Source organism: Atlantibacter hermannii, from assembly GCF_009907385.1.
In the GTDB taxonomy this organism is placed as follows: Bacteria; Pseudomonadota; Gammaproteobacteria; order Enterobacterales; family Enterobacteriaceae; genus Atlantibacter; species Atlantibacter hermannii_A.
Genome location: NZ_JAAATR010000013.1, coordinates 15,798 through 26,131, shown reverse-complemented (window position 1 = coordinate 26,131; position 10,334 = coordinate 15,798). Strand labels below are relative to the sequence as shown.

Annotated in this window: 22 protein-coding genes; 21 read left to right on the top strand and 1 reads right to left on the bottom strand. The window is 50.1% G+C overall.

Going from position 1 to position 10,334, the window contains the following annotated elements:
- Positions 1–193: 193 nt before the first annotated feature.
- Together bfd and bfr are read left to right on the top strand one after the other, a co-directional pair.
- A complete protein-coding gene (bfd, locus tag GV764_RS04330) occupies positions 194–388 on the top strand; it encodes a bacterioferritin-associated ferredoxin (RefSeq protein ID WP_161659121.1) in 195 nt (64 codons plus the stop codon).
- A gap of 72 nt (positions 389–460) precedes the next feature.
- Positions 461–937, top strand: coding sequence for a bacterioferritin (gene bfr, locus GV764_RS04325; RefSeq protein ID WP_125295713.1), 477 nt, complete (start codon positions 461–463; stop codon positions 935–937).
- Here bfr and GV764_RS04320 read toward each other — a convergent pair.
- Positions 921–1,412, bottom strand: coding sequence for a prepilin peptidase (locus GV764_RS04320; RefSeq protein ID WP_476561209.1), 492 nt, complete (start codon positions 1,410–1,412; stop codon positions 921–923). The genes bfr and GV764_RS04320 overlap by 17 nt on opposite strands.
- Before the next feature lie 375 nt (positions 1,413–1,787).
- Here GV764_RS04320 and rpsJ point away from each other — a divergent pair, with 375 nt between their 5' ends.
- The 19 genes from rpsJ to rpsE all read left to right on the top strand — a co-directional run bounded on the left by rpsJ (position 1,788) and on the right by rpsE (position 10,333).
- Entirely contained in the window at positions 1,788–2,099 is a 312-nt protein-coding gene (gene rpsJ, locus GV764_RS04315) for a 30S ribosomal protein S10 (RefSeq protein ID WP_001181005.1), read from the top strand.
- 32 nt (positions 2,100–2,131) lie between these two features.
- Positions 2,132–2,761: a 50S ribosomal protein L3 gene (rplC, locus tag GV764_RS04310; RefSeq protein ID WP_125295715.1), complete on the top strand. Its 630-nt coding sequence runs from the start codon at positions 2,132–2,134 to the stop codon at positions 2,759–2,761.
- A gap of 10 nt (positions 2,762–2,771) precedes the next feature.
- Entirely contained in the window at positions 2,772–3,377 is a 606-nt protein-coding gene (rplD, locus tag GV764_RS04305) for a 50S ribosomal protein L4 (RefSeq protein ID WP_002438727.1), read from the top strand.
- Positions 3,374–3,676, top strand: a complete 303-nt coding sequence (rplW, locus tag GV764_RS04300) for a 50S ribosomal protein L23 (protein ID WP_000617546.1) — start codon at positions 3,374–3,376, stop codon at positions 3,674–3,676. The genes rplD and rplW overlap by 4 nt, the downstream gene beginning before the upstream one ends.
- 17 nt (positions 3,677–3,693) lie before the next feature.
- Positions 3,694–4,515 carry a 50S ribosomal protein L2 gene (gene rplB / locus GV764_RS04295; protein WP_000301859.1) on the top strand — a complete coding sequence of 274 codons (822 nt, stop codon included), beginning with the start codon at positions 3,694–3,696 and terminating at the stop codon, positions 4,513–4,515.
- Positions 4,516–4,531: 16 nt separating this feature from the next.
- The gene (gene rpsS / locus GV764_RS04290) at positions 4,532–4,810 is read left to right on the top strand and encodes a 30S ribosomal protein S19 (RefSeq protein WP_001138115.1); all 279 of its coding nucleotides are present in this window, start codon (positions 4,532–4,534) and stop codon (positions 4,808–4,810) included.
- Positions 4,811–4,824: 14 nt separating this feature from the next.
- Positions 4,825–5,157 (top strand): 50S ribosomal protein L22, encoded by a 333-nt coding sequence (rplV, locus tag GV764_RS04285; RefSeq protein ID WP_002438719.1) that lies wholly within the window; start codon positions 4,825–4,827, stop codon positions 5,155–5,157.
- 17 nt (positions 5,158–5,174) lie between these two features.
- Complete coding sequence (gene rpsC / locus GV764_RS04280) at positions 5,175–5,876, top strand: 30S ribosomal protein S3 (protein ID WP_000529945.1); 702 nt, start codon at positions 5,175–5,177, stop codon at positions 5,874–5,876.
- A gap of 12 nt (positions 5,877–5,888) precedes the next feature.
- A complete protein-coding gene (gene rplP / locus GV764_RS04275) occupies positions 5,889–6,299 on the top strand; it encodes a 50S ribosomal protein L16 (RefSeq protein ID WP_002438716.1) in 411 nt (136 codons plus the stop codon).
- Positions 6,299–6,490: a 50S ribosomal protein L29 gene (gene rpmC, locus GV764_RS04270; protein WP_000644742.1), complete on the top strand. Its 192-nt coding sequence runs from the start codon at positions 6,299–6,301 to the stop codon at positions 6,488–6,490. The genes rplP and rpmC overlap by 1 nt, the downstream gene beginning before the upstream one ends.
- Complete coding sequence (rpsQ, locus tag GV764_RS04265) at positions 6,490–6,744, top strand: 30S ribosomal protein S17 (protein ID WP_002438707.1); 255 nt, start codon at positions 6,490–6,492, stop codon at positions 6,742–6,744. Before rpmC ends, rpsQ begins: the two co-directional genes overlap by 1 nt.
- Positions 6,745–6,912: 168 nt before the next feature.
- Complete coding sequence (gene rplN / locus GV764_RS04260; RefSeq protein WP_002438705.1) at positions 6,913–7,284, top strand: 50S ribosomal protein L14; 372 nt, start codon at positions 6,913–6,915, stop codon at positions 7,282–7,284.
- A gap of 10 nt (positions 7,285–7,294) precedes the next feature.
- Positions 7,295–7,609, top strand: coding sequence for a 50S ribosomal protein L24 (rplX, locus tag GV764_RS04255; protein ID WP_004106345.1), 315 nt, complete (start codon positions 7,295–7,297; stop codon positions 7,607–7,609).
- A gap of 14 nt (positions 7,610–7,623) precedes the next feature.
- A complete protein-coding gene (gene rplE, locus GV764_RS04250) occupies positions 7,624–8,163 on the top strand; it encodes a 50S ribosomal protein L5 (RefSeq protein ID WP_002438703.1) in 540 nt (179 codons plus the stop codon).
- Positions 8,164–8,177: 14 nt separating this feature from the next.
- Positions 8,178–8,483: a 30S ribosomal protein S14 gene (gene rpsN / locus GV764_RS04245; protein WP_002438702.1), complete on the top strand. Its 306-nt coding sequence runs from the start codon at positions 8,178–8,180 to the stop codon at positions 8,481–8,483.
- Between the two features lie 33 nt (positions 8,484–8,516).
- Entirely contained in the window at positions 8,517–8,909 is a 393-nt protein-coding gene (gene rpsH / locus GV764_RS04240; RefSeq protein ID WP_125295716.1) for a 30S ribosomal protein S8, read from the top strand.
- Positions 8,910–8,921: 12 nt separating this feature from the next.
- Positions 8,922–9,455 carry a 50S ribosomal protein L6 gene (gene rplF, locus GV764_RS04235; protein WP_002438700.1) on the top strand — a complete coding sequence of 178 codons (534 nt, stop codon included), beginning with the start codon at positions 8,922–8,924 and terminating at the stop codon, positions 9,453–9,455.
- A 9-nt stretch (positions 9,456–9,464) separates the two neighbouring features.
- The gene (gene rplR, locus GV764_RS04230) at positions 9,465–9,818 is read left to right on the top strand and encodes a 50S ribosomal protein L18 (protein ID WP_002438699.1); all 354 of its coding nucleotides are present in this window, start codon (positions 9,465–9,467) and stop codon (positions 9,816–9,818) included.
- 14 nt (positions 9,819–9,832) lie between these two features.
- Positions 9,833–10,333, top strand: a complete 501-nt coding sequence (gene rpsE / locus GV764_RS04225; protein WP_002438697.1) for a 30S ribosomal protein S5 — start codon at positions 9,833–9,835, stop codon at positions 10,331–10,333.
- Position 10,334: the final 1 nt, after the last annotated feature.

Here is a 10,334-nt window from a genome sequence, read left to right as displayed (position 1 = left end):
CGTTGGCGCGGGCGTTGTTGCTAAAGTTCTGGGCTAATTAATTACCCTGAATTGAAAAGGGCGCTTCGGCGCCCTTTTTGTTTTTATATTGCCCGGTAATTTTGGTTACGTCCGCGCTTTACCGTTTACAATTGTGCTATTGTAATCATAACTATTCTCATTTACACTGCGCATAATTTGAACGGGAGCGATCATGTACGTTTGTTTATGTAACGGTGTCAGCGATAAAAAAATCCGCCAGGCAGTACGCCAGTTTCATCCACAGTCATTTCAGCAGTTGCGCAAATTTATTCCTGTTGGGAATCAGTGCGGTAAGTGTATTCGCGCCGCGCGTGAAATCATGCAGGATGAATTGATGCAGATCCCGGAATACAAAGAGATTGCTTAAAGTCTCATCTTTTTTTTGACTTCCCTTTTAGTCGATCTACGCTTCATGTAGTGGAAGCGGAGGGGCTATAAAATGAAAGGTGATATCAAGATAATAAATTATCTCAATAAATTATTGGGAAATGAGCTTGTCGCAATCAATCAGTATTTTCTTCACGCAAGAATGTTTAAAGACTGGGGCCTGATGCGCCTCAATGACGTCGAATACCATGAATCTATCGATGAAATGAAGCACGCTGATAAGTACATTGAGCGTATTTTGTTCCTCGAGGGTATCCCAAATTTGCAGGATCTTGGCAAATTGCACATCGGCGAAGATGTGGAAGAAATGCTGCAATCCGATCTTAACCTTGAGCTCGAAGGCGCTAAAGACTTGCGCGAGGCGATTGCCTATGCCGATAGCATTCATGATTACGTTAGCCGTGACATGATGATCACTATTCTGGCGGATGAAGAGCACCATATTGACTGGCTGGAAACCGAGCTGGATCTGATCGCGAAAATCGGTTTGCAGAACTATATCCAGTCGCAGATCAAAGAACAGAGCTAAGCAATCTTATTACAGGCGGCGCAAACGTCGGCCAGCTAACGCAGAACCCTGCAGCCACCAGAAATGGACCAAACGGCAGCGGGGTTTTTTTATGCCGTTGCGGATTTATCCAGAGCAGTAATACGGCAATGACTAACCCACACGTTGATGCGATCAGAATAATGGCTGAAAGCGATTGCCATCCGTGCCAGGCGCCCAGCGCTGCGAGTAGCTTGACGTCACCATAGCCTAATCCCTCATTACCGCGCAAACAGCGGTACATCCAATAGAAGCAGGCAAAGAATCCATAACCCGCTACCGCGCCAAGTACGGCATCGGATAATGCATCTGGCAAACAGAATACATTGAATAGCAGGCCGCCCCATAGTAAAGGGCAGGTCAGGCGATCGGGCAGGAGGTGGGTATGCCAGTCATGCCAGCTAAGGCATCCGCATACCACAATATAGAAAAACATCAATGCCAGGAGCATTGGCATCTCCATGATGACAGGGAAGGGTGTGCTAACAATGCCGAAATGCCCAAAGAGAAAGTAGTGCACATTGTTTTATACAGAAGCTGTCTTCAGGCTTATCTGGAGCCATCACATGGCATCGGCAAAAAATTGCGCGCTGGGTTCCTGGACTGAACGAATGAAGAGTAAACAGCGCTTGCTTAAGCTGTGTAATTCCGTATAATGCGCGGGCTTGTCAATATTGACGGCCGGTTCAATCAGAACCGAGGCAATGCAGTTTATTGCTTAACAATGCTTCCAATTGGGAAGCTATGTAAAAAACGATTACACTCCCCCATCAATCGTAATGGGTGTGAGGAGTAATTATTTTCGTCTATAAATAATTGGAGCTCTGGTCTCATGCAGAACCAAAGAATCCGTATCCGCTTGAAAGCGTTTGATCATCGTCTGATCGATCAATCAACCGCCGAAATCGTCGAGACTGCTAAGCGCACTGGTGCGCAAGTACGTGGTCCGATCCCGCTGCCGACCCGCAAAGAGCGCTTTACCGTTCTGATCTCCCCGCACGTTAACAAAGACGCGCGCGATCAGTACGAAATTCGCACTCACAAGCGTCTGGTTGACATCGTTGAGCCAACCGAGAAAACCGTTGATGCTCTGATGCGTCTGGATCTGGCTGCCGGTGTAGACGTGCAGATCAGCCTGGGTTAATCAGGTCATTGAGCGATTGAGAGGTTGAAACAATGATTGGTTTAGTCGGTAAAAAAGTGGGTATGACCCGTATCTTCACTGAAGACGGCGTTTCTATCCCAGTAACCGTTATCGAAGTAGAAGCAAACCGTGTTACTCAGGTTAAAGACCTGGCTAACGACGGCTACCGTGCAATTCAGGTTACCACTGGTGCTAAAAAAGCTAACCGTGTAACTAAGCCGGAAGCTGGTCACTTCGCGAAAGCTGGCGTTGAAGCTGGCCGTGGTCTGTGGGAATTCCGCCTGGCAGACGGCGAAGAGTTCACTGTTGGTCAGAGCATCAGCGTTGAACTGTTTGCAGAAGTGAAAAAAGTTGACGTAACTGGCACCTCTAAAGGTAAAGGTTTCGCAGGTACCGTTAAGCGCTGGAACTTCCGTACCCAGGACGCGACTCACGGTAACTCCTTGTCTCACCGCGTTCCGGGTTCTATCGGTCAGAACCAGACTCCGGGCAAGGTATTCAAAGGCAAGAAAATGGCAGGTCAGCTGGGCAACGAACGTGTAACCGTTCAGAGCCTGGACGTAGTACGTGTTGACGCTGAGCGCAACCTGCTGCTGGTTAAAGGTGCGGTCCCGGGTGCAACCGGTAGCAACCTTATCGTTAAACCAGCTGTGAAGGCGTAAGGAGATAGCAATGGAATTAGTACTGAAAGACGCGCAAAGCGCGCTGACTGTTTCCGAAACTACCTTCGGTCGTGACTTCAACGAAGCGCTGGTACACCAGGTTGTTGTAGCTTATGCAGCTGGTGCTCGTCAGGGTACTCGTGCTCAGAAGACCCGTGCTGAAGTAACTGGTTCCGGTAAAAAGCCGTGGCGCCAGAAAGGTACCGGCCGTGCGCGTTCTGGTTCTATCAAGAGCCCGATCTGGCGTTCCGGTGGCGTGACCTTCGCTGCTCGCCCGCAGGACCACAGTCAAAAAGTTAACAAAAAGATGTACCGCGGCGCGCTGAAAAGCATCCTGTCCGAACTGGTACGTCAAGATCGTCTGATCGTTGTCGAGAAGTTCTCTGTAGAAGCGCCGAAAACTAAGCTGCTGGCTCAGAAACTGAAAGACATGGCTCTGGAAGATGTGCTGATCATCACCGGCGAACTGGATGAGAATCTGTTCCTGGCTGCACGCAACCTGCACAAGGTTGACGTACGTGACGCAGTGAGCATCGATCCGGTTAGCCTGATCGCCTTCGACAAAGTCGTAATGACGGCTGACGCTGTTAAGCAAGTTGAGGAGATGCTGGCATGATTCGTGAAGAACGTTTGCTGAAGGTGCTGCGTGCACCGCACGTTTCTGAGAAAGCGTCTACTGCGATGGAAAAAACTAACACCATCGTTCTCAAAGTTGCCAAAGACGCGACTAAAGCAGAAATCAAAGCTGCTGTGCAGAAACTGTTTGAAGTCGAAGTCGAAGTCGTTAACACCCTGGTTGTTAAAGGGAAAGTTAAACGTCACGGACAGCGTATCGGTCGTCGTAGCGACTGGAAAAAAGCTTACGTCACCCTGAAAGAAGGCCAGAACCTGGACTTCGTTGGCGGCGCTGAGTAAGTCGGAGGAGTAATACAATGGCAGTTGTTAAGTGTAAACCGACATCTCCGGGTCGTCGCCACGTAGTTAAAGTGGTTAACCCTGAGCTGCACAAGGGCAAACCTTTTGCTCCGTTGCTGGAAAAAAACAGCAAATCCGGTGGTCGTAACAACAATGGTCGCATCACCACTCGTCACATCGGTGGTGGCCACAAGCAGGCTTACCGTATTGTTGACTTCAAACGCAACAAAGATGGTATCCCGGCAGTTGTTGAGCGTCTTGAGTACGATCCGAACCGTTCCGCGAACATCGCGCTGGTTCTGTACAAAGACGGCGAACGCCGTTACATCCTGGCCCCGAAAGGCCTGAAAGCGGGCGACCAGATTCAGTCTGGCGTTGATGCTGCAATCAAAGCGGGTAACACCCTGCCGATGCGCAATATCCCGGTTGGTTCTACCGTTCATAACGTAGAAATGAAACCTGGTAAAGGCGGTCAGCTGGCGCGTTCTGCGGGTACTTACGTTCAGATCGTTGCGCGCGATGGTGCTTATGTCACCCTGCGTCTGCGTTCTGGTGAAATGCGTAAAGTCGAAGCAGATTGCCGCGCAACTCTGGGCGAAGTTGGCAATGCTGAGCATATGCTGCGCGTTCTGGGTAAAGCAGGTGCTGCACGCTGGCGTGGTGTTCGTCCTACCGTTCGCGGTACTGCGATGAACCCAGTCGACCACCCACACGGTGGTGGTGAAGGTCGTAACTTTGGTAAGCACCCGGTAACTCCGTGGGGCGTCCAGACCAAAGGTAAGAAGACCCGCAGCAACAAGCGTACTGATAAATTTATCGTACGTCGCCGTAGCAAATAATTTTAGAGGATAAGCCATGCCACGTTCTCTCAAGAAAGGTCCTTTTATTGACCTGCACTTGCTGAAGAAGGTAGAGAAAGCGGTGGAAAGCGGAGACAAGAAGCCCCTGCGCACTTGGTCCCGTCGTTCAACGATCTTTCCTAACATGATCGGTTTGACCATCGCTGTCCATAATGGTCGTCAGCACGTTCCAGTCTTTGTTTCCGACGAAATGGTTGGTCACAAACTGGGTGAATTCGCACCGACTCGTACTTATCGCGGCCACGCTGCTGATAAAAAAGCGAAGAAGAAATAAGGTAGGAGGAAGAGATGGAAACTATCGCTAAACATCGCCATGCTCGTTCTTCTGCTCAAAAGGTTCGCCTTGTTGCTGACCTGATTCGCGGTAAGAAAGTGTCGCAGGCCCTGGACATCCTGACCTATACCAACAAGAAAGCTGCGGTATTGGTTAAGAAAGTACTGGAATCTGCCATTGCTAACGCTGAACACAACGATGGCGCTGACATCGACGATCTGAAAGTTGCGAAAATTTTCGTAGACGAAGGCCCGAGCATGAAGCGCATTATGCCGCGTGCGAAAGGTCGTGCAGATCGCATCCTGAAGCGCACCAGCCACATTACTGTGGTTGTGTCCGATCGCTGAGACTCTGGAGACTAGCAATGGGTCAGAAAGTACATCCTAATGGTATTCGCCTGGGTATTGTAAAACCATGGAACTCTACCTGGTTTGCGAACACCAAAGAATTCGCTGACAACCTGGACAGCGACTTTAAAGTACGTCAGTACCTGACGAAGGAACTGGCTAAAGCGTCCGTATCTCGTATCGTTATCGAGCGTCCGGCTAAGAGCATCCGTGTGACCATTCACACTGCTCGCCCGGGTATCGTTATCGGTAAGAAAGGCGAAGACGTAGAAAAACTGCGCAAGGTCGTAGCGGATATCGCTGGCGTTCCTGCTCAGATCAATATCGCTGAAGTTCGTAAGCCTGAACTGGACGCAAAACTGGTTGCTGACAGCATCACTTCTCAGCTGGAGCGTCGTGTGATGTTCCGTCGTGCGATGAAGCGTGCTGTGCAGAACGCCATGCGTCTGGGCGCTAAAGGTATCAAAGTTGAAGTTAGCGGCCGTCTGGGCGGCGCGGAGATCGCACGTACCGAATGGTACCGTGAAGGTCGTGTTCCGTTGCACACCCTGCGTGCTGACATCGACTACAACACCTCTGAAGCGCACACCACTTACGGTGTAATCGGCGTTAAAGTGTGGATCTTCAAAGGTGAGATCCTGGGTGGTATGGCTGCTGTTGAACAACCGGAAAAACCGGCTGCTCAACCTAAAAAGCAGCAGCGTAAAGGCCGTAAATAAGGAGCGTCGCTGATGTTACAACCAAAGCGTACAAAATTCCGTAAAGTGCACAAAGGCCGCAACCGTGGTCTGGCGCAGGGTACGGATGTTAGCTTCGGCACTTTCGGTCTGAAAGCTGTTGGCCGTGGTCGTCTGACTGCCCGTCAGATCGAAGCAGCACGTCGTGCTATGACCCGTGCAGTTAAGCGTCAAGGTAAGATCTGGATCCGTGTATTCCCGGACAAACCGATCACCGAAAAGCCGCTGGAAGTGCGTATGGGTAAAGGTAAAGGTAACGTGGAGTATTGGGTTGCCTTAATTCAGCCGGGTAAAGTCCTGTATGAAATGGACGGAGTACCGGAAGAGCTGGCCCGTGAAGCATTCAAGCTGGCAGCAGCGAAACTGCCGATTAAAACCACCTTTGTAACTAAGACGGTGATGTAATGAAAGCAAAAGAGCTGCGTGAGAAAAGTGTTGAAGAGCTGAACACCGAGCTGCTGAACCTGCTGCGTGAGCAGTTCAACCTGCGTATGCAGGCTGCAAGTGGCCAGCTGCAACAGTCTCACCTGTTGAAGCAAGTGCGTCGTGATGTCGCACGCGTTAAGACTTTACTGACTGAGAAGGCGGGTGCGTAATGACCGATAAAATCCGTACTCTGCAAGGTCGCGTTGTTAGCGACAAAATGGAAAAATCCATTGTTGTTGCTATCGAACGTTTTGTGAAACACCCGATCTACGGTAAATTCATCAAGCGTACGACCAAACTGCACGTACATGACGAGAACAACGAATGCGGTATCGGCGACAAGGTTGAAATCCGTGAATGCCGTCCGCTGTCCAAGACTAAGTCCTGGACGCTGGTTCGCGTTGTAGAGAAAGCGGTTCTGTAATACAGTAGCCTTTCTCAATACAAATAAACGGCTCAGCGATGAGCCGTTTATTTTTTCTACCCATATCAAAGAACCGGTGTTATAATGCCGCGCCCTCGATTATGGGGCTTTTTAACGACCCGATTTATTGGGTCCCGAAGTAGTAGTTGACATTAGCGGAGCACTGAAATGATCCAAGAACAGACTATGCTGACCGTGGCCGACAACTCCGGCGCACGTCGCGTAATGTGTATCAAGGTTCTGGGTGGCTCGCACCGTCGCTACGCAGGCGTCGGCGACATCATCAAAATTACCATCAAGGAAGCAATTCCTCGCGGTAAGGTGAAAAAAGGCGATGTCCTGAAGGCGGTAGTGGTGCGCACCAGGAAGGGCGTTCGTCGCCCGGACGGTTCTGTCATTCGCTTCGATGGCAATGCATGCGTTATTTTAAACAATAACAGCGAGCAGCCAATCGGCACGCGTATTTTTGGGCCGGTAACTCGTGAACTGCGTAATGAAAAGTTCATGAAAATTATCTCTCTGGCACCAGAAGTACTCTAAGGAGCGAATCATGGCAGCTAAAATCCGTCGTGATGACGAAGTTATCGTGTTAACCGGTAAAGATAAAGGTAAACGCGGTAAAGTTAAGAATGTCTTGTCTTCCGGCAAGCTCATTGTTGAAGGTATCAACCTGGTTAAGAAACATCAGAAGCCGGTTCCGGCCCTGAACCAACCAGGTGGCATCGTTGAAAAAGAAGCGGCTATTCAGGTTTCTAACGTTGCAATCTTCAACGCGGCAACCGGCAAGGCTGACCGTGTAGGTTTTAGATTCGAAGACGGCAAAAAAGTCCGTTTCTTCAAATCTAATAGCGAAACTATCAAGTAATTTGGAGTAGTACGATGGCGAAACTGCATGATTACTACAAAGACGAAGTAGTTAAGAAACTCATGACCGAGTTTAACTACAATTCTGTCATGCAAGTCCCTCGGGTCGAGAAGATCACCCTGAACATGGGTGTTGGTGAAGCGATCGCTGACAAGAAACTGCTGGATAACGCAGCAGCTGACCTGGCAGCAATCTCCGGTCAAAAACCGTTGATCACCAAAGCACGCAAATCTGTTGCAGGCTTCAAAATCCGTCAGGGCTATCCGATCGGCTGTAAAGTGACTCTGCGTGGCGAACGCATGTGGGAGTTCTTTGAGCGTCTGATCACTATTGCTGTACCGCGTATCCGTGACTTCCGTGGCTTGTCCGCTAAGTCTTTCGACGGTCGTGGTAACTACAGCATGGGTGTCCGTGAGCAGATCATCTTCCCGGAAATCGATTACGATAAAGTCGATCGCGTTCGTGGTTTGGATATTACCATTACCACTACTGCGAAATCCGATGATGAAGGCCGTGCTCTGCTGGCTGCCTTTGACTTCCCGTTCCGCAAGTAAGGTAGGGTTACTTCATGGCTAAGCAATCAATGAAAGCACGCGAAGTAAAACGCGTAGCTTTAGCTGAAAAATACTTCGCTGTACGCGCTGAACTGAAAGCGATCATTTCTGATGTGAACGCTTCTGACGAAGATCGTTGGAATGCCGTTCTCAAGCTGCAGTCTCTGCCGCGTGATTCCAGCCCGTCTCGTCAGCGTAACCGCTGCCGCCAAACTGGTCGTCCGCACGCTTTCCTGCGGAAGTTCGGGTTGAGCCGTATTAAGGTCCGTGAAGCCGCTATGCGCGGTGAAATTCCGGGTCTTAAGAAGGCTAGCTGGTAATTGTCACCAATTGAATCACGGGAGTAAAGACAGATGAGCATGCAAGATCCGATCGCGGATATGCTGACCCGTATCCGTAACGGTCAATCCGCGAATAAAGCTGCGGTCACCATGCCTTCCTCCAAGCTGAAAGTGGCAATTGCCAACGTGCTGAAGGAAGAAGGTTTTATTGAAGATTTTAAAATTGAAGGCGACACCAAGCCGGAACTGGAACTGACTCTTAAGTATTTCCAGGGCAAGGCTGTGGTAGAAAGCATTCAGCGTGTCAGCCGTCCAGGCCTGCGCATCTATAAGAAAAAAGATGAGCTGCCGAAAGTAATGGCTGGTTTAGGTATCGCTGTCGTATCTACCTCTAAAGGTGTTATGACCGATCGTGCAGCGCGCCAGGCTGGTCTTGGTGGCGAAATTATCTGCTACGTAGCGTAATCGGAGGAAAAAATGTCTCGTGTTGCTAAGGCACCGGTCGTTATTCCTGCCGGCGTAGAGGTAAAACTCAACGGTCAGGTTATTACGATCAAAGGTAAAAACGGCGAGCTGACTCGTACTCTCAACGATGCTGTTGAAGTGAAACAAGCAGACAACGCTCTGACTTTCGGTCCGCGTGATGGTTACGTGGATGGATGGGCTCAGGCGGGTACTGCTCGTGCACTGCTGAACTCAATGGTTATCGGTGTTACCGAAGGCTTCACTAAGAAGCTGCAGCTGGTTGGTGTAGGTTATCGTGCAGCGGTTAAAGGCAATGTAGTAAACCTGGCTCTGGGTTTCTCACATCCTGTTGACCATCAACTGCCGGCAGGCATCACTGCTGAATGTCCGACTCAGACTGAAATCGTGCTGAAAGGCGCTGATAAGCAGATGATCGGTCAGGTTGCAGCTGATCTGCGCGCCTACCGTCGTCCTGAGCCTTATAAAGGCAAGGGTGTTCGTTACGCCGACGAAGTCGTGCGTACCAAAGAGGCTAAGAAGAAGTAAGGTAACACTATGGATAAGAAATCTGCTCGTATCCGTCGTGCGACCCGCGCACGCCGCAAGCTCAAAGAGCTGGGTGCAACTCGCCTGGTGGTACATCGTACCCCGCGTCACATTTACGCACAGGTAATTGCACCGAATGGTTCTGAAGTTCTGGTAGCAGCTTCTACTGTTGAAAAAGCTATCACTGAACAACTGAAGTACACTGGGAACAAAGACGCTGCCGCTGCTGTTGGTAAAGCAGTTGCTGAACGCGCTCTGGAAAAAGGTATCAAAGAAGTTTCCTTTGACCGTTCCGGTTTCCAATATCATGGTCGTGTCCAGGCACTGGCAGATGCTGCCCGTGAAGCTGGCCTTCAGTTCTAAGGTAGAGGTGTAAGATGGCTCACATCGAAAAACAAGCTGGCGAACTGCAGGAAAAGCTGATCGCGGTTAACCGCGTATCTAAAACCGTAAAAGGTGGTCGTATTTTCTCCTTCACAGCTCTGACTGTTGTTGGCGATGGTAACGGTCGCGTTGGTTTTGGTTACGGTAAAGCACGCGAAGTTCCGGCAGCCATCCAGAAAGCGATGGAAAAAGCCCGTCGCAATATGATTAACGTCGCGCTGAACCACGGCACCCTGCAGCACCCGGTTAAAGGTGTTCACACGGGTTCTCGTGTATTCATGCAGCCAGCTTCCGAAGGTACCGGTATCATCGCCGGTGGTGCAATGCGCGCCGTTCTGGAAGTTGCTGGAGTTCATAACGTACTGGCTAAAGCGTACGGTTCCACCAACCCGATTAACGTGGTTCGTGCAACTATCGATGGCCTGGAAAATATGAATTCTCCAGAAATGGTCGCTGCCAAGCGTGGTAAATCCGTTGAAGAAATTCTGGGGTAAT